16 protein-coding genes are annotated in these 17,240 nt (G+C 69.7%); 7 read left to right on the forward strand and 9 right to left on the reverse strand.

Going from position 1 to position 17,240, the window contains the following annotated elements; genetic code table 11:
- The 3 genes from M1M07_RS13440 to M1M07_RS13450 form a co-directional block, all read right to left on the reverse strand.
- Nucleotides 1-889, reverse strand: an 889-nt coding sequence (locus tag M1M07_RS13440; RefSeq protein ID WP_248674517.1) for a DUF6777 domain-containing protein, incomplete at its 3' end; no start/stop codon positions are given.
- Nucleotides 890-937: 48 nt separating this feature from the next.
- A complete protein-coding gene (locus tag M1M07_RS13445) occupies nucleotides 938-1,939 on the reverse strand; it encodes an alpha/beta fold hydrolase (protein ID WP_248674518.1) in 1,002 nt (333 codons plus the stop codon).
- Complete coding sequence (locus tag M1M07_RS13450; RefSeq protein ID WP_197251828.1) at nucleotides 1,939-2,322, reverse strand: nuclear transport factor 2 family protein; 384 nt, start codon at nucleotides 2,320-2,322, stop codon at nucleotides 1,939-1,941. The genes M1M07_RS13445 and M1M07_RS13450 overlap by 1 nt, the downstream gene beginning before the upstream one ends.
- Nucleotides 2,323-2,478: 156 nt before the next feature.
- On the opposite strand from M1M07_RS13450, the gene M1M07_RS13455 reads away from it, so the two are divergent.
- Nucleotides 2,479-3,294 carry an alpha/beta hydrolase gene (locus M1M07_RS13455; protein WP_197251829.1) on the forward strand — a complete coding sequence of 272 codons (816 nt, stop codon included), beginning with the start codon at nucleotides 2,479-2,481 and terminating at the stop codon, nucleotides 3,292-3,294.
- 33 nt (nucleotides 3,295-3,327) lie between these two features.
- Here the strand turns inward: M1M07_RS13455 and leuS are convergent, their stop codons facing one another.
- Nucleotides 3,328-6,177, reverse strand: coding sequence for a leucine--tRNA ligase (gene leuS, locus M1M07_RS13460; protein ID WP_248674520.1), 2,850 nt, complete (start codon nucleotides 6,175-6,177; stop codon nucleotides 3,328-3,330).
- A gap of 104 nt (nucleotides 6,178-6,281) precedes the next feature.
- Between leuS and M1M07_RS13465 the strand changes: the two genes are divergently transcribed.
- The 3 genes from M1M07_RS13465 (at nucleotide 6,282) to M1M07_RS13475 (ending at nucleotide 9,232) form a co-directional block, all read left to right on the forward strand.
- Nucleotides 6,282-6,686: an SdpI family protein gene (locus tag M1M07_RS13465; protein ID WP_248674522.1), complete on the forward strand. Its 405-nt coding sequence runs from the start codon at nucleotides 6,282-6,284 to the stop codon at nucleotides 6,684-6,686.
- Nucleotides 6,687-6,758: 72 nt separating this feature from the next.
- A complete protein-coding gene (locus M1M07_RS13470) occupies nucleotides 6,759-7,721 on the forward strand; it encodes a DUF1648 domain-containing protein (protein ID WP_248674524.1) in 963 nt (320 codons plus the stop codon).
- Nucleotides 7,722-7,843: 122 nt separating this feature from the next.
- A complete protein-coding gene (locus tag M1M07_RS13475; protein ID WP_197251833.1) occupies nucleotides 7,844-9,232 on the forward strand; it encodes a glutamate decarboxylase in 1,389 nt (462 codons plus the stop codon).
- A 60-nt stretch (nucleotides 9,233-9,292) separates the two neighbouring features.
- Here M1M07_RS13475 and M1M07_RS13480 read toward each other — a convergent pair whose 3' ends face one another.
- Nucleotides 9,293-9,901 carry a YqgE/AlgH family protein gene (locus M1M07_RS13480; protein ID WP_248674526.1) on the reverse strand — a complete coding sequence of 203 codons (609 nt, stop codon included), beginning with the start codon at nucleotides 9,899-9,901 and terminating at the stop codon, nucleotides 9,293-9,295.
- Nucleotides 9,902-9,947: 46 nt separating this feature from the next.
- On the reverse strand, nucleotides 9,948-10,664 hold the full coding sequence (locus M1M07_RS13485) for a TetR/AcrR family transcriptional regulator (protein ID WP_197251834.1): 717 nt from the start codon (nucleotides 10,662-10,664) through the stop codon (nucleotides 9,948-9,950).
- Between the two features lie 131 nt (nucleotides 10,665-10,795).
- On the opposite strand from M1M07_RS13485, the gene M1M07_RS13490 reads away from it, so the two are divergent.
- The 3 genes from M1M07_RS13490 (at nucleotide 10,796) to M1M07_RS13500 (ending at nucleotide 14,627) form a co-directional block, all read left to right on the forward strand.
- Nucleotides 10,796-11,740 (forward strand): NAD-dependent epimerase/dehydratase family protein, encoded by a 945-nt coding sequence (locus tag M1M07_RS13490; protein ID WP_248674528.1) that lies wholly within the window; start codon nucleotides 10,796-10,798, stop codon nucleotides 11,738-11,740.
- 39 nt (nucleotides 11,741-11,779) lie between these two features.
- A complete protein-coding gene (locus tag M1M07_RS13495; protein WP_248674530.1) occupies nucleotides 11,780-13,057 on the forward strand; it encodes an MFS transporter in 1,278 nt (425 codons plus the stop codon).
- A 64-nt stretch (nucleotides 13,058-13,121) separates the two neighbouring features.
- Complete coding sequence (locus tag M1M07_RS13500) at nucleotides 13,122-14,627, forward strand: DUF4185 domain-containing protein (RefSeq protein ID WP_248674531.1); 1,506 nt, start codon at nucleotides 13,122-13,124, stop codon at nucleotides 14,625-14,627.
- A gap of 12 nt (nucleotides 14,628-14,639) precedes the next feature.
- Here the strand turns inward: M1M07_RS13500 and M1M07_RS13505 are convergent, their stop codons facing one another.
- The 3 genes from M1M07_RS13505 to modA are packed head-to-tail and all read right to left on the reverse strand — an operon-like array spanning nucleotide 14,640 to nucleotide 17,229.
- Complete coding sequence (locus M1M07_RS13505; RefSeq protein ID WP_248674532.1) at nucleotides 14,640-15,698, reverse strand: ABC transporter ATP-binding protein; 1,059 nt, start codon at nucleotides 15,696-15,698, stop codon at nucleotides 14,640-14,642.
- Nucleotides 15,695-16,495 carry an ABC transporter permease gene (locus M1M07_RS13510; protein ID WP_197256260.1) on the reverse strand — a complete coding sequence of 267 codons (801 nt, stop codon included), beginning with the start codon at nucleotides 16,493-16,495 and terminating at the stop codon, nucleotides 15,695-15,697. The genes M1M07_RS13505 and M1M07_RS13510 overlap by 4 nt, the downstream gene beginning before the upstream one ends.
- A complete protein-coding gene (gene modA / locus M1M07_RS13515; RefSeq protein WP_248674578.1) occupies nucleotides 16,492-17,229 on the reverse strand; it encodes a molybdate ABC transporter substrate-binding protein in 738 nt (245 codons plus the stop codon). The genes M1M07_RS13510 and modA overlap by 4 nt, the downstream gene beginning before the upstream one ends.
- Nucleotides 17,230-17,240: the final 11 nt, after the last annotated feature.

Below are 17,240 nucleotides of genomic sequence, written 5' to 3' on the forward strand. Positions count from 1 at the left end.
GTATAAGAGACAGAGGCGGTGGCGGCGCCGGTGCCTGGGACTGCGGGCGCGGCACCGGAGCGGCGGCCCCGGGTGTCCGGGTTTCGGCTTCCGTGCGCGGCGTGGGGCTCGCGACCGCGGACTCCGCCGGCGGCGCGGGTGCCGGCTGCCGCGGTCCCGCTCCGATCGGCACCGGCAGCAGGTCGCCGGTCGAGATGTCGACGACCGTCAGCTGCGGCACCGAGGTCGCGGCGGGCTGCACGACGAACAATCGCTTCGGATCCAGTCCCTCCCAGCCGTCGCCCGTCAGTTCCGGGGCCGGTGTCAGCACGGGGGCCGTCAACGGTGTGCCGCGTGCACACCGCACTTTCGGGGTGCCGCGATCGTCGACGAGCACGACCGTGCCCGCCTCGAGTACCGACTGCACGGGGACGACGGTGCCGCTGCGGTACTCGTGCACGGTGACGCGGGTGTCGGCCCGCAGCAGCACCGGTGTCAGCTTGCGGACGTATTCGCGGGCGTCGGTGACCTTCAGGACGCCGAGCCACGCCTCGATCTTCGCGGGATCCTGCTCGAGGCTGTCGACGAGTTCCTGCCGGTCGCACAGTTCGCGCTCGAGGCTGCCGCCGTAGAGCGCGGGGCGGTCCCCGGCGACCGCGGCGGTGCGGTCGTCGGTCACGGCCACCGGATCGCCGGTGCCCTCGACATCCTCGTCGTCGGGTTCCGGCACCACGACCGGGACCTGGGCCGGCAGCAGCAGTCCGGTCCAGGGGTACTGGTCCTGTGCGGTCGCGATCTCGAGTCGCACCGGTTCGGTTCGCTCGGAACCACCCGACGAACATCCACTCACCACGAGCGCGATCAGAACGAGCACCAATCCGAATCCGCGCGCAGCGGCATCGGTGGCCACCCGCACATCCTAGGACGGGTTACAAATGCGATCGGTGGATTTGCGGATTCACCGGAACGGGGTGTCGGGCGATATGTCCTGTGTGGAGAACACCTCCGCCACGAAGTCCACGAGCAGTTCGTCGACCCGGCGCGCGCGTTCCATCTGCACGAAGTGACCGGCGCCGTCGAGCAGGTGAACGCCCCTGAGGTCCGGCACCGTCTGCCGCATCCGCTCCAGCGCGTGCGGTCCGGACATGGTGATGACGGGGTCGTTCGCGCCGGCGACGAACAACGTCGGCACCTCGAGCAGAGCCGGTTCACTTCCCGCCACCGCCTCCCAGTTGGCGTCGTAGGCGCGATACCAGGACAGGCCGCCTCCGAATCCGGTTCTCGCGAACACCCTCGCGTAGTGGTCGAGTTCGTCCTCGCTCAGCCAGTCCCAGGGCAGGTCCGGCGCCTCGGGCAGCACGTCGAGGTAGCCGTTTCCGTCCGACGGGTGCTGCCAGATGTCCAGGTACCGGTATCGGCCGGACAGCGCGTGGAACAGCCGCTGCAGGAACTCGCGGGGCCGCGCGTCGAGTTCGTGTTCCGCGACCCCCGGGTCCTGGAAGTAGTGCAGGTGCAGGAAGTGCCGGCGGGCCATCGCCGCGTACAGCTCGGTGGGCCGCGCGGGCAGCGGGTCCGGCGCGTACGGCACGGCGAGCAGGACCAGCCCGGCGACGCGGCTGCGGTGGCGGAGCGCGGCGGTCCACGTCGCGGGTGCCCCGAAGTCGTGCCCGACCAGAACGGCCCGTTCGATGCCGAGTGCGTCGAGTAGGCCGACGAGACGATCCGCGACCACGGCGTTGGTGAACTCGTCGATCGAGGTCGGCCGGTCGGTTCCGCCGTAGCCGGGCATGTCCGGCGCGATGGCCCGGTAACCGGCGGCGGCGAGTGCGCTCACCTGGTGCCGATAGCTGTATCCGAGACCGGGGAATCCGTGGCACAGCACGACGGCGGGCCGACCGGCGTCACCGGCTTCGGCAATGTTCCACGTGAAACCATCGACCTCGACGACGACGTTGCGCATCAGGACGCGGGCACCGTGACCATGTCGTCCTGGTTCCAGTACGCCTTCATCGAGGTGATCTTCGCGTCGTCGTCGAAGGTCATGACGTCCACGACCTCCATCACGAGGTCCTGCTCGCCGAGGTGCGTGGTGAGGCGGAACAGGAACGCGGCGTTGTTCGCGGCGATCTTGAGGGTGAGCAGTTCACCGGTCTGCGCGAGCGGCTCGATGACGCCGTAGAACTCGCGCAGCGCCTCCTCGGTGGTGCGCGGTTCGGTGCCGACCGGGTCCTCGACGGTCGCGCCCGGCGCGTACAGGGCCAGGACATCGTCGGTCGTGCCCTTCGCGACCGAGCGGATGTAGTTCTCGACGGTCTCGCGGATCGCGTCGGTGGTCGGTGCCATGAAAGCCTCCTCGAATAGAACATGTTCTAGATCAGGAGACTAGTGTCACCGGAGCCCGCAGACCAGGTCCCGCAGCGAATCGGCTCCGCCCCGGCGCGCGGGATGCTTGGCTGACACGAACTGGATGACGCTGCAGGTGCGCCGAGAGGAGTCTTCATGAGCGAGACGGCCGCGTTCACCCTCGACGGTCACGGCGGAACCCTGGCCGGACGCCGCTGGCCGGCCGAGAACCCGCGCTATGTCGTGTTGCTGTGCCACGGCTACGGCGAGCACTCCGGACGGTACGAGTACGTCGCGACCCGGTTCGCCGCCGACGGCGCCACGGTCTACGCGATCGACCACGTCGGGCACGGACTCAGCGACGGCGAGCGGGTCCTCGTCGAGGACTTCGAGAAGGTCGTCGACGACTTCCACCTGCTCGATCTGACCGCGCGGCGCGAGAATCCCGGCCTGCCCGTCGTGCTCGTCGGGCATTCGATGGGCGGGATGATCGCCGCGCGCTACGCCCAGCGATACGGCGACAGCCTCGCCGCGGTCGTCCTGTCCGCGCCGGTGCTCGGCACCTGGGCCGCGGTCGACGCCCTGCTCGCCGCCGACGAGATTCCCGACACGCCCATCGACCCGGACACGCTCTCCCGCGACCCGGCGGTGGGCCGCGCCTACGTCGCCGACCCCCTCGTGTGGCACGGCCCGTTCAAACGGCCCACGGTGCAGGCACTGAAGAACTGCCTCGACACCATCTCCGCGGCCGGTCCCGTTGATTCGGTTCCGGTGCTGTGGCTGCACGGCTCCGACGACGGCCTGGTTCCGATCGAGGGCACCGTGCAGGGCTGGGGGACGTACTCCGGTGCGCAGGCACGGTCCGGCACGTACACCGGTGCGCGCCACGAGATCTTCAACGAGACCAACCGCGACGAGGTCCTCGGGGACGTGCTCGACTTCGTGAACAGCGTTCTGCCGGAACGGAACTGATCCGGCAGAACGCTGTCACCCGGAATCGGTGGGTCAGCGCACCACGTTGATCATCTTGCCGGGCACCACGATCACCTTGCGGGGCGCGGCACCGGCGAGCAGCTCGACGATCTTCTCGTCCGCCAGCGCCGCCGCCTCGATCGCGTCGGGCTTCGCATCGGCGGGCACCGTGATGCGGCTGCGCACCTTGCCGTTGACCTGGATCGGGTACTCGACGCTGTCCTCGACGAGCCACTTCTCGTCGGCGACGGGGAACGGACCGTGCGCGAGCGACTCGGTGTGCCCGAGCCGCGACCACAGTTCCTCCGCGAGGTGCGGCGCCACCGGCGCGAGCATCGACACGAGCGGCTCGACCGCGGTCCGCGGCGCGCCGTCCGGGTACGTCTTGGTGAGGTGGTTGGTGTACTCGATGAGCTTCGCGATCGCGGTGTTGTCCCGGAGGTTCGCGTAGTCGTCGGACACACCCGCGATGGTGCGGTTCAGCGCACGCAGCGTGTCCTCGGCCGGCTCGACGGCGGTGACGCGCACCGCGCCGGTCTCCTCGTCGATCGCGGCGCGCCACACGCGCTGCAGGAAGCGGTGGGCACCGACGACGTCCTTGGTCGCCCACGGGCGGGACTGGTCGAGCGGACCCATCGACATCTCGTACACGCGCAGCGTGTCGGCACCGTAGTCGTCGCAGATCTCGTCCGGCGCAACGGAATTCTTCAGGGACTTGCCCATCTTCCCGTACTCGCGGTTGACCCGCTCGCCGTTGTGGAAGTACTCGCCGTCGCGCTCGTCGACCTCGTCGGCGGGAACGTAGACGCCGCGCGAGTCGGTGTAGGCGTACGCCTGGATGTAGCCCTGGTTGAACAGGCGGCGATACGGCTCCGAGGACGTGACGTAGCCGAGGTCGAACAGCACCTTGTGCCAGAACCGCGCGTACAGCAGGTGCAGCACGGCGTGCTCGACACCGCCGACGTACAGATCCACACCGCCCGGGTCGTTCGGGCCGTGAATCTCCGGCCGCGGACCGGTCCAGTACGCCTCGTTCTCCTTGGCGCAGAACTCGTCCGGGTTCGTCGGGTCGATGTAGCGCAGCTGGTACCACGAGCTGCCCGCCCACTGCGGCATGACGTTCGTGTCGCGGGTGTAGCGCTGCAGGCCGTCGCCGAGATCGAGGTCCACCTCGACCCACTCGGTCGCCTTCGCGAGCGGCGGCGACGGCTCCGAGTCGGCGTCGTCCGGGTCGAACGACACCGGCGCGTAGTCCTTCACATCCGGAAGCTCAACGGGCAGCATCGATTCCGGCAGCGGGTGCGGGCGTCCGTCGGCGGAGTACACGATCGGGAAGGGCTCGCCCCAGTAGCGCTGACGCGCGAACAGCCAGTCGCGCAGCTTGTACTGGATGGTGCCGGTGCCGGCACCCGATTCCTCGAGCTTCGCGACGATCGTCTTCTTCGCGTCCGCGACGGCGAGACCGTCGAGGTAGTCGGAGTTCACCAGCACACCGTCGCCGGTGTACGCCTCGGCGGTGATGTCGCCGCCGGAGATGACCTCGCGGATCGGCAGGCCGAACGCGGTCGCGAACTCCCAGTCGCGCTGGTCGTGTCCGGGCACGGCCATGATCGCGCCGGTGCCGTAGCCGGTGAGCACATAGTCCGCGATGAACACCGGCAGCTTCTCGCCGTTGACCGGGTTCACGGCGTACGCGCCGAGGAAGACGCCCGTCTTCTCCTTGCTCTCCTGCCGCTCCAGATCGGACTTGGCGGCGATCGAGGCGCGGTAGCCGGCGACGGCCTCGGCCGGGGTGGCGGCGCCACCGGTCCAGCGCTCGTCGACGCCCTCGGGCCACGCGCCGCCGACGATCTCGTCGACCAGGGCATGCTCGGGCGCGAGCGTGACGTAGCTGGCGCCGAACAGGGTGTCGGGGCGGGTCGTGAAGACCTCGATCTCGGCGTCCTCGTGGCCGTCGACGGCGAACTTCACCTGGGCGCCGTGGCTGCGGCCGATCCAGTTGCGCTGCATCGTCTTGACCTTGTCCGGCCAGTCCAGGAACTCGAGATCGTCGATGAGACGGTCGGAGTACGCGGTGATGCGCATCATCCACTGCCGCAGGTTCTTCCGGAACACGGGGAAGTTGCCGCGCTCGGAGCGGCCCTCGGCGGTGACCTCCTCGTTCGCGAGTACGGTGCCCAGGCCGGGGCACCAGTTGACCAGCGAATCCGAGCGGTACACCAGGCGGTAGGCGTCGAGCGCGTCCTGCTTCTCGGCGTCCGACAGCGCGGCCCAGTCGCGGCCGTCGTCGAGGGTGCGGGCACCGGACTCGAGTTCGGACTCGAGTTCCGAGATGCGGCGGGCCTTTCCGGCCTCCGTGTCGTACCACGCGTTGTAGATGGTCAGGAAGATCCACTGCGTCCAGTGGTAGAAGTCCACGTCGGTGGTCGCGACGGCACGACGCTCGTCGTGGCCGAGGCCGAGACGGCGCAGCTGCCGCTTCATGTTCGCGATGTTCGCCTCGGTCGTGGTGCGCGGATGCGTGCCGGTCTGCACGGCGTACTGCTCGGCCGGCAGACCGAACGAGTCGTAACCGAGCGTGTGCAGGACGTTGTGGCCCAGCATGCGGTGGTAGCGCGCATAGACGTCGGTGGCGATGTAACCGAGCGGATGCCCGACGTGCAGGCCCGAACCGGACGGGTACGGGAACATGTCCTGCACGAACAGCTTGTCGGCGGGCACGTCGCCGGCCAGGGGGCCGACCGGGTTCGGCGCTTCGAACGTGCCGCGTTCGCGCCACAGCTCCTGCCAGCGCTGCTCGATCCGCCCGGCAAGCTCGGCGGTGTACCGATGCTGCGGGGTGGCGTCGGACGACGGAGTGGAAGTCTGATCAGGACGAGTCACGGCGGTCGCTATCTACTTGGCTGGCGTCTGTTACCTCCGACCAGGGTAGAACGTGGCCGAACCCGACCGGACCGGCGGCTGCGTCCGGCGGTATCCTGGTCGCCGTGTTGATCGTCGCCATCGTGCTGTTCGTACTCGCCCTCGCTGTCGGTGTCGTCGCCGTCGCCGGGCTCACCGGACGGCTCGGACGCAACCGTTGGGCAGGTGTCCGCACCGCGGACACGCTGCGCGACGACGAGACGTTCGCCCTGGCCAACAAGGTCGCGGCCCCCAGCATCCTCGGTTCCGCCGTGCTGCTCGTCGCCGGTGGTGTCGCCGCGCTGACGCTGCCGACCGTCGCCGGTGTCGTCGCCGTCGTCGTCACGATCGTGGCGGCGTTCGCCACGGCCGGGGCCGGCGGATCCATCGCGGCGCGGGTGGCCGCTGCCACCAAGCCCGAGGAGACCGAGGGCTGCGGCACCTCGTGCGGCGCGTGCAGCCTGCGCGGCGCGTGCGAGCCCACCGCCTGACGACGGTCGGCGCCTGACGACACACGTCTCGGGCACTCTCGCGGATCGTCCCGCAGTCCCTACTCTGGGCCGGTGACGACCCGCCGCATCATCGATCCCGCCGGTGCACTGTTCGGCATCGCCCTTCCGATCGCCGCCGCCGTGGCCGCGGTGCTGGTCACCGCTGCGTGGGAACCTCGCCTGCCCGCCGCGATCGCGACGCACTGGTCCGGTCCGGACCCGGACGGGTTCTCCTCGCCGATGTCGAACGCGTGGACGATCGCCCTGGTCATCGTGCTGGTCGGTGGCGGTTGCAGCGCGATCGCGGCGCTCGCGCAGGCCATGCTGATGATGCGGCGGTACATGCTCGTCGTCGGGCTGGGCGTCACCGGACTGCTGGTGACCATCCACGTGACCATGCTGGCGGCGCAGCTGGACCTTTCCGACGCGGCGCAGGCGCAGCTGCCGATGTGGTCGATCGGCCTCGGCGTTCTGCTCGGTGTCGCGGTCGGGCTCGTCGGTGCCGCGCTGCTCCGGGACTACCGGGAGCGGGTCCCGGCGACCGCTGCCCCTGACGCGAAGCTCCCTCGCGGTCGCGTCGAGTTGCCGATCGTCGACCAGGTCGGGACCGGCACCCGCACCACGGCCGTGCTGGCACTCGTGGTGCTGGGCCCGGCCGTGCTCGTGTGCTGGTCCGCCGGCTCCTGGTGGCCGCTCGCAATCTTCCTGCCGGTCGGGGTGCTGGTGCTGAGCCTGCTGCGGTTCCGGGTGACCGTCGACGAGGCCGGCGTGCGCGTGCGCAACCTCGGCATGACGGCGGTCGAATACGGCCTCGACGAGATGATCGGTGCGAAGGTCACCGAGACCCGGCCGTTCGAGGACTGGGGCGGCTGGGGGCTGCGCGCCAAGGGCCGCGGCCGGTACGGACTGGTCACCAACACGGGCCCGGCGCTGGTGTTCACCACCGCGGGCGGTCACGAGTTCACCGTGACCACGGAGCGGGCGCAGGAGATGGCCGGGGCGCTCAACAGCCTCGCCGACGCTCGCGTCCGCTGAACTCCGCGCCGGAATCCCGAACCGGCCGAGCTACGGGAAACGGGGACATCGTACGGACCGGTCCGGTTCAATGGAATGCGAATTTCCATGGAGCACAATCGACCGGATGCCCGGAGGTTCCAGTGAGTCATCGGAGACGATCACACCCCGACGGGATACTCGCTCCCGCCTACACGACCCGCCTCGACACCGACCCGGTGCCCGCGTCGAAACTGCCTCAGGGATCGATGGAACCGGACGCGGTGTACCGGTTCATCCACGACGAGCTGATGCTCGACGGCAGTTCCCGGCTCAATCTCGCGACCTTCGTCACCACATGGATGGAGCCGGAGGCGGGCCGTCTCATGGCGGAGACCTTCGACAAGAACCTCATCGACAAGGACGAGTATCCGTCGACCGCGGCGATCGAGGAACGCTGTGTCGCAATGGTCGCGGACCTGTTCAACGCGCCGGGACTCACGGAGTTCGATCCGGCGTCGGCGACGGGTGTGTCGACTATCGGCTCGAGTGAGGCGGTGATGCTCGCCGGGCTCGCCCTCAAGTGGCGGTGGCGGCAACGTCACGAAGCGGCCGGCGGCGATACCTCCCGTCCGAATCTTGTTCTGGGAAGCAATGTTCAGGTGGTGTGGGAGAAGTTCTGCCGCTACTTCGACGTGATACCCAAGTACCTTCCGATGGAACCCGGGCGCTACTCGATCACGCCGGATCAGGTGCGAGAAGCCGTGGACGAGAACACGATCGGCGTCGTCGCGATCCTCGGCACCACGTACACCGGTGAGCTGGAACCGGTATCGGAGATCTCCGCGGTTCTCGACGAGGTCGCCGCGTCGGGTGGGCCGGACGTGCCGCTGCACGTCGACGCCGCGAGCGGCGGATTCGTGGTGCCCTTCCTGCGTCCGGAACTCGAATGGGACTTCCGGGTACCGCGCGTGGCGTCGATCAACGTCAGCGGCCACAAGTACGGCCTGACCTATCCGGGAATCGGATTCGTGGTGTGGCGCGACCAGGACGCGCTGCCCGAGGACCTGGTGTTCCGGGTCAACTATCTCGGCGGCGACATGCCGACGTTCACCCTGAACTTCTCACGCCCCGGCAACCAGATCGTCGGCCAGTACTACAACTTCCTGCGCCTCGGCCGCTCCGGCTACCAGCGGATCATGGAAACGCTCCGCACGACGGCGGTCCGGTTGGCGCGGGGGATCTCCGAGATCGAGGGCATGAACGTCATCACGGACGGCAGCGCCATCCCGGTCATCTCCTTCGAACTGACCGACGATCCGGGCTTCACGGTCTTCGACATCTCACACGAACTGCGTGCCCGCGGATGGCAGGTGCCGGCATACACGATGCCCGCGGACGCCGAGGACGTCGCGGTGCTGCGGATCGTCGTCCGTGAGGGATTCAGCGCCGATCTGGCCCGGATGCTGCACACGGACCTCGTCGAGGTGTGCGACGAGCTGCGTAAGAGCGGAATCGGAAAGCATTCGACGGAAAAGCATTTCGCTCACTGAGCGGTGTGCCTTTGTGGCGGCTGGGACCGCCACAAAGGCACACCGGGGCCGAAGGCCCACCTAGTTGCGTTCGACCTCGATGGGGTGCGTCGCGAGCAGGGCGAGCGGCAGAGGCTGGCGGCGCAGGACGCGGGCCCACAGGTCCAGGCGGGCCGGGGCGAGAAGGTCCTGCGGCAGTGCCGACAGGACCATCCAGTCGCGGTTCCTCAATTCCCCCTCGAGCTGGCCGGCGCTCCAGCCGGCATAGCCCGCGAAGATCCGGACGCCTTCGACGACGGGTCCGACGACCTGCGGGTCGGTGTCGAGATCGATCATGACGACACGTCCGTCGACGCGGCGCACTCCGGGGATTCCGTCGGCGGAGGTGCCGATTCGGAGGGTGCCGAGGCACAGCGCGGAGTCGCGCCGGACCGGGCCGCCGACGAACAGGGCCTTCGGTTCGGCGGAGACCGGTACCCACTGGGGCAGGACCGCCCCGACGGCGGTGTCGCTCAGGCGGTTGAGTACGACACCGAAACTGCCCGATTCGTTGTGTTCGATGATGTAGACGACGGTGCGGCGGAAGGTGGGTTCGACGAGGTCGGTGGCCGACACCAGCAGGCTCCCGGCCCGCACGTTCGGCGTTGTTGCTGCCGTTCGGTCCTCGGGTTCGTCCTGGTGTTGCGCCACTCGGACATCATCCCACTGTCGCCACCCGGACGCCCGTAAGCCCCGCTCACGATTTTGGCGGTGCGGCCGTGAGACCGACCGTCTCGGCGAGGACCGTGAGATGGTGCTCGAAGAGGTCGTCGGGGGCGGCGAAGGTGTTCTCGCCGTATTGCCCGAACACCTCGAAACTCACCGCCCCGAACAGCGAGGACCACAGCAGAATGCCGCGGGCCAGGGCCGCGTCGGGGAGATCGGTGCCCGTTTCGCTGCGGATCCGGTCGAGGTCGGCGTGCAGGCTGCCGGGAATCCCGTCCGGCTCGGGCAGTCGCAGCGTGCCGTCCGCGTAGGCGCTGGTGAGAATCTCGACGAGCCGGGTCACGACGCGGGTGCCGGGTTCGGTGGTGCGCTCGGCCGGCGCGCGGTAACCGGGCACGGGACTGCCGAACAGCAGGGCGTAGCGGGCGGGCTCGCGCAGCGCCCACCGGCGGACCGCGCGGGCGAGGGCGCGGAAGCGTTCGGGCGCGTCGTGCGGGTCGACGACCACGACGGCGTTGTCGACGGCGTTGCCGAGTTCCTCGTAGGCGTCCACGACGAGCAGGGTGAGCAGTTCGTCGCGGTTGGCGACGTAGCGGTAGACGGCGGACGACACCACGCCGAGGTCGCGTGCGACGGCACGCAGCGACAGCGCGGCGGCGCCGTGCACGGCGAGGTGTTCGCGTCCGATGCGCAGGATGTCGGCCATCGTCTGCGCCCGGGCCCGGGCGCGGGGAGTCGTTGCTGCCATGCCGTCGAGCCTGCCCTCATCCGTGAGCACTGTCAACAAAAGTGAGCACTGCTCTTGACAGTGCCCGTTCGGAAGCGCATGCTCGATGCAAACGAGAGCAGTGCTCACATTTCGATGCAGAGGAGAACACCATGTCGAATCTCCAGGTCGTGTGCGGCGCCGGACCCATCGGCTGGACCGTGGCCCGGCAACTCGCCGACAGCGGCCGGCGCGTCCGCGTCCTCACCCGCTCCGGCAGCGGACCGGACCATCCGCTCGTCGAACGCGTCCGCACCGACGTCTCCGATCCGGACGCGCTCGCCGCCGCGTTCGGCGACGACACCGTCACCGCCGTCCACATGTGCATCCACGGCTCCGCCTACAGCGCCGAGGCGTGGGAACGCGAACTCCCGGCCGCCGAACGCACCGTCCTCGACGCGGCAGGGAAGGCCGGGGCCGTCGTGGTCTTCCCGGAGAGCCTCTACTCCTACAGCGAGCCCGGCCGGGTCATGCGCGAGGACTCCCCGCGCAACGCCACGACCGGCAAGCGCGGCGTTCGTACCCGTCTGCTCGCCGCACGCGCCGCGCACAGCACCCCCACGGTCAGCGTCGTCGCGTCCGACTACTTCGGCCCGCGCGCCCTGAACGCCCATGCCGGCGAACGCATGGTCCCCACAATCCTCGCGGGACGCACCCCTCGGGTGCTCGGCTCGGCCGACGTCCCGCACTCGTTCACCTACGTGCCGGACCTGGCCGCCGCGATGATCGCCGCCGCCGACACCCCCGCCGTGTGGAACACCGTGGTGCACGCACCCACCGCACCGGCCGTCACGCAGCGCGAAATGGTTGCCGCGTTCGCGACCGCCGCGGGCGTGCCGGTACCGAAGGTCGGCACCATCCCCGCGTGGGTGCTGCGCGGCGGCGCCCTGGTCAACCGCGACGCACGCGAGCTCGCGGAGATGCTCTACCAGTTCACCGATCCGTTCGTCATGGACTCGAACCGCAGCGAGGAGGCACTCGGCGTGACGGCCACACCGCTGCCGGTGGCCGCCGCCGAAACCGTGCGGTGGTGGCGCGAGCACCGGGCGGCGGCCTGACGTTCCCACCGCCTCTCCGGCGGGGGATAGTGTCGGGTCGTGCAGGAGTCGAAGCGGCAGGCATGGCGATCCACAGCGACGGCTCTCCGTCACTCACCGGACCTCGCCCGGCTCACCACCGTCCGCTTCGCGAGCCAGTTCGGTGACGGACTGTTCCAGGCCGCGCTCGGCGGGGCGATCCTGTTCAACCCCGAACGGCACGCCGATCCGGCCGCCATCGCCGCCGGGTTCGCGGTTCTGCTGCTGCCGTACTCGGTCGTCGGACCGTTCGCCGGTGCGCTGCTCGACCGCTGGGACCGGCGCCTCGTGCTGCTGTGGGCCAACATGCTGCGCGGCGCATTCATCCTCTCCGCGGCCGCGGTGCTGCTCACCGGCGGGGGAGAGACCGCTCTCCTCCTGCTGGCGCTCGCCGCCGTCGGCGTGAGCCGGTTCGTGCTCGCCGGGGTATCCGCGTCGCTACCGCACACCGTGGCCCAATCCTGGCTCGTACCGGTCAATTCCGTGCTCGCGACCGTCGGATCGGGGGTGTCGGCCGCGGGTGCCGCGGTCGCGGTGAGCACCATCGGGATCGTCGGCGCGGGCGACACGGGATCGGGAATCGCGGTCGCGCTGGGAGCGTCCGGATCGGTGATCGCGGCGGTCGCCGCCGGCGGCTTCCCGCGGCACGGTCTCGGTCCGGACGAGATCCTGCCGCGCAGCGCCGTGCGATCCGTCCTCGACGGACTGCACACCGGCGCCGTCGCAGTCTGGCAGGCACCCGGCGTCACCGTCGCGATGATCGGAATCGGCACCCACCGCATCGTTTTCGGCATCGACACCCTGATCATGGTTCTGGTGTTGCGCGAGGGCGGGAACGGCTCCGCGGCCGAAGGGCTCACCGGGTTCGGGGTCGCGGTCGCCGCGACCGCGACGGGCATGCTCGTGGCCGCGATCGTCACCCCGATCCTCCTGCCCCGGGCGGGACGGCCGCGCACGATCACCGGCGCACTGCTGACGGCCGCGATCGTGCAACTGCTGTTCGTCACGCTCCTCACCCAGACGGCGCTGCTCGTCGCCGCGTTCCTCCTCGGTCTCGCCGGGCAGGTCGTCAAGCTCTCGGGTGACGCCGCGATGCAGATCGAGATCGACGACGCCCGGCGCGGCCAGGTCTTCGCGCTCCAGGACACCGTGTTCAACATCGCCTTCCTCGCCGCGATCGCCGCGGCCGCCGTCTTCGTCGCACCCGACGGACGCTCGCCCGCCCTCGCCGTCGCGGGTGTCGGGATCTATCTGGCCGGACTCGCCGGGGTCCTCGCCGTGCGCCGCCTCCGGATGTGAACGGGTCCGATTTGTTAGGTTCTCCTGGTTCAGCACTCGAGTGCAGTTCCGTCAGGAGGCGCCCATGTCCCGTCGCGCGGTGCTCACGTCGCTGGCACTCGTCTCGCTGACGCTGCCGCTTCTCGCGGTGCCCGCGAGCGCCGAGGGCGCAGCTCCGGTGAACTCGTGCGGGGAGACCGGTTTCGATCCGGCCGCCGAGAAGCCCGGATCCGGCGCGCCGCCGATCGAGATTCCGCGCGTCCTGGAACTGCCGGTGCCGTACCCGGAGTTCGTGCAGGTCGAGGTGCCGGGGGCCGCCCCGGACACCACGCGGGTACCGCAGGCACCGCTGCCGGCGGATCCGTGCGCGGACCCGTGCCCGGAGACCCTGCCGGAACCGGACAGCCCGATCGGCGGCTCGAGCGGCTCCAGCGGCTCGAGCGGATCCAGCAGCGGGTCCTCCTTCCTCCCGCGCATCGAGATCGATCCGCAGCCCGAGACGATCCCCATCCCGGTTCCCGGTGGCGAGGCGCCGCCGCCGCAGCCGGCGCCGGATCCGGTCGCCCCGCCGGTCGAGCCCGGGGCGGCCGTCGCACGCCTGAACGCACCCGAAGTGGGCGAGGTTTCCCTGGTGTCGCAGTTGACCGGTCACGGCTCCGAGAACCGCACCGACTCGCGCTGGCAGGTCGACGGCACCGATCTCGGGATCTTCTGGGAATCGGCGCCCGGTGAGGTGGCCGTCGCGTTCGGCGACACCTTCGGCCACGAATGGGAGCCCCCGGGTGGTGCGGGCGGTGACTGGCGCAGCAACGTCCTCGCCTTCAGCACCGACACCGACCTGTCCGACGGCATGACCATCGATTCGATGGTCCAGGACAGCCCCTGCCACGCCGCCGAGATCCTCGATTCGCGGCACGTGCACAACTACGAGACCACCGTCATCCCCACGTCGGGATTCGCCATCGGTGACCGGCAGTACCTCAGCTACATGTCCGTGCGGCGGTGGAGCAAGATCCCCGGCATGTGGTACACGAACCTGGGCGGCATCGCCTGGTCCGACGACCACGGGCAGACGTGGACGAAGGACCAGCACGCCCGGTGGGACAACTTCTTCGGCGTCGGCCGGTTCCAGGTCGCGACGATGGTGCCGCAGGGCGATCACGTCTACATGTTCGGTACCCCCAACGGGCGCATCGGCACCGTCGGGCTCGCCCGGGTTCCCACCGCCGAGGTCCTGAACCCGACCGCGTACCAGTACTGGGTCGCCGGCGAATGGATGCCTGCTGCAGAACATGTCGCGACGCCGCTGTTCGCGGGCGTCGCGTCCGAACTGTCGGTGCGTTACGACGACGAGCACGACCGCTGGCAGATGAGCTACCTCGACCCGGTCGCGGGAAGCATCGTGCTGCGCCAGGCCACCGTCGCGCAGGGGGAGTGGTCCGACCCGTCCGTGTTGGTCCGCACCTCCGACTACCCGAAGGCCTACGGCGGATTCATCCACCCGTGGTCGAGCGGTGACGACCTGTACTTCACGATGTCGGAGTGGGACAGCTACAACGTCTACCTCATGCGCGCCCACGTCGGCGGGTGACGGGAAGCGTCGTCACGCGGAGCGGTGAATGCCGATCTCGGTGGCTTTGACGACGAACCACACCTGAGCACCGGGTTCGAGGGCCAGGTCCGCGACCGCGGCGGCGGTGATCTCGGCGGCGAGACCGGTGCCGGCGGCACGGACCAGCACCGTGGCTCCGCGCGCCTCGAGATCACCGACGGTGACCCGGAAACTGTTGCGGGGACTTCCGTGCGGTTCCTCGGCATACACCGCCACCGCGACGGGTGAGAACACCGCGACCGCGCGGTCGCCGGGCCGGCACCCCTCGTCGACGGTGCCGTGGACGGGACCGAACTCGGTGTCGAGACCGTCGGCTGCGACGGTGCCCGCGACCAGGTTGACACCGGCGATGCGCGCCGCGAACGCGCTCCGGGGTCGGGTGAGAACCTCACGCACCGAACCTGTTTCGACGACGCGGCCATCGTCGATCACTGCGACCCGGTCGGCCAGCGCCAGCACGTCGAGCGGGTCGTGGGTGACCACGAGTGCGGTGCGGTCCTGGTCGCGCAGGATGCGCCGCAACAACGAGCGGATCGCGGGAGCGGCGGTGACGTCGAGCGCCGACATCGGTTCGTCGAGCATCAGCAGGTGCGGCTGTGCAGCGAGTGCACGGGCGATCGCGACGCGCTGGGCCTGACCGCCCGACAACTCGCGCGGCCGGCGATCCGCGAACTCCGTGGCATCGACGGCCCCGAGCCAGCGCATCGCCTCGCGGTGGGCCCGCCGCCGGCGCGTGCCGGTGCTGCGCGGCGCGAAGGCCACGTTCGCGATCGCCGTGAGATGGGGGAACAGCAACGGTTCCTGCGCCAACATGGCCACGGACCTGCGGTGCGGCGGCACGTCGACGCCGGCTTCGGTGTCGGTGAGGACGCGGTCGCCGAGGGTGATGCGCCCGGTGTCAGGGCGCAACAACCCGGCAACCAGGTTCAGCAGCGTCGATTTCCCGGCACCGTTGGGTCCGAGAACCGCGAGTACACAACCGGATTCGACGTCGACGCTCAGGCCGACGTTGCGCGCCGCGATCCGGGCCTCGAGGTGCAGGGCGCTCACAGTGCACCTGCGATGCGTCGTCCCCGCGCGGCGACCACGATCGCGACCGCGACGAGCACGAGCAGCAGCGAGAGGGCCACCGCCGCATCGGGATCGGTCTCGCGCTGCAGGTAGATCTCCAGCGGCAGGGTGCGGGTGACACCCTGCAGGCTGCCCGCGAACGTGATGGTCGCACCGAACTCGCCGAGCGCGCGAGCGAACGCGAGGACCGCGCCGGACACGAGGCCCGGGAGCACGAGTGGCAGGGTGACGCGCCGGAACACGGTGGTGGGTCGCGCACCCAGGGTCGCGGCGACGGCCTCGTAGCGACGGCCCGCGGTACGCAGGGCACCTTCGAGGCTCATTACGAGGAACGGGAGAGCGACGAACGTCTGGGCGAGCACGACGGCGGTGGTGGAGAACGCGATCCGGAGACCGAACGCCTCGAAGTATTCGCCGAGCAGCCCACGACGGCCGAACGTGTAGAGCAGGGCGATACCGCCGACCACCGGCGGCAGCACGAGCGGCAGCAACACCAGCGACCGCAGGACCGGGATGATCCGAAACGTGCTGCGCGCCAGGACCGCTGCCATCGGAACCCCGAACAGCACACACAGAACGGTGCTGGCGGTCGCGGTGCGCAGACTGAGCGCCAGCGCCTGTAGCGACGCCTCGGAGGTGACGAGTTCGGGGAACCGCGACCAGTCGACGGTCAGCACCATCGACACCAGTGGCAGGATGACGAACACGCCCCCGACGGCCGCCGGCAGATAGATCCACCCCGGCAGGCCCGCCCGGCTTTCCGGCCTCGAGGTCACGGCGCTCCGAAACCGGCTTCCGCGAAGACCGTCCGCGCGTCGTCGCCGGTGACGAACTCGAGGAACTTCGACGCCAGCTGCGGATTCTGCGATTCCTCGAGCAGCGCGATCGGGTAGGTGTTCACGGCGTCGGCGGATTCCGGAAACGGCACCGCGGTGACCTTGTCGCCCGCGTTCGTGGCGTCGGTGACGTAGACGAGTCCGGCGTCGGCCTGACCGGAGGTCACCTTGCCGAGCACGTCGGTCACCGACGATTCCTCGCTGACCGGTTGGATGTCGACCCCTGTCTGGGTTTCGATCCTGCTCGTCGCAGTGCCGCACGGTACCTGCGGTGCACACACGACGACCTTCAGGCCCGGGCGGGTCAGATCCGCGAACGACGTGATGCCCTGGGGGTTTCCGGGTTCGGTGACGATGGTGAGGGTGTTGGTCGCGAAGTTCACCGGGTCCCCCGAGACCACACCGACTTCGGCCGCCTTGTCCATGTTCGCGGTGTCGGCGGAGGCGAACACGTCGGCGGGTGCGCCCTGGGTGATCTGCGCGACCAGGTCGGACGATCCCGCGAAGTTGAATTCGACGGTGCTGCCCGGGTGGGCGCTTTCGAACTGTGTGCCGAGTTGGGTGAATGTCGCCTTCAGCGAGGCCGCGGCGAACACCGTGATCGTCTCGGCGCTCTCCGGGGTGGATGCGGTCGTCTCCGACGCCGAGTCGTCACTCGTGCCGCACGCAGCCAGTGTCAGCACGG

The sequence above is a fragment of the Rhodococcus sp. HM1 genome, from assembly GCF_023218075.1.
Taxonomy (GTDB): Bacteria; Actinomycetota; Actinomycetes; order Mycobacteriales; family Mycobacteriaceae; genus Rhodococcus.

Coding starts and splice junctions, on each gene's coding strand:
- M1M07_RS13445 (WP_248674518.1), bottom strand. CDS start 1,939: ATGCGCAACGTCGTCGTCGAGGTCGATGGTTTCACGTGGAACATTGCC.
- M1M07_RS13450 (WP_197251828.1), bottom strand. CDS start 2,322: ATGGCACCGACCACCGACGCGATCCGCGAGACCGTCGAGAACTACATC.
- M1M07_RS13455 (WP_197251829.1), top strand. CDS start 2,479: ATGAGCGAGACGGCCGCGTTCACCCTCGACGGTCACGGCGGAACCCTG.
- M1M07_RS13485 (WP_197251834.1), bottom strand. CDS start 10,664: ATGGCAGCAACGACTCCCCGCGCCCGGGCCCGGGCGCAGACGATGGCC.
- M1M07_RS13490 (WP_248674528.1), top strand. CDS start 10,796: ATGTCGAATCTCCAGGTCGTGTGCGGCGCCGGACCCATCGGCTGGACC.
- M1M07_RS13500 (WP_248674531.1), top strand. CDS start 13,122: ATGTCCCGTCGCGCGGTGCTCACGTCGCTGGCACTCGTCTCGCTGACG.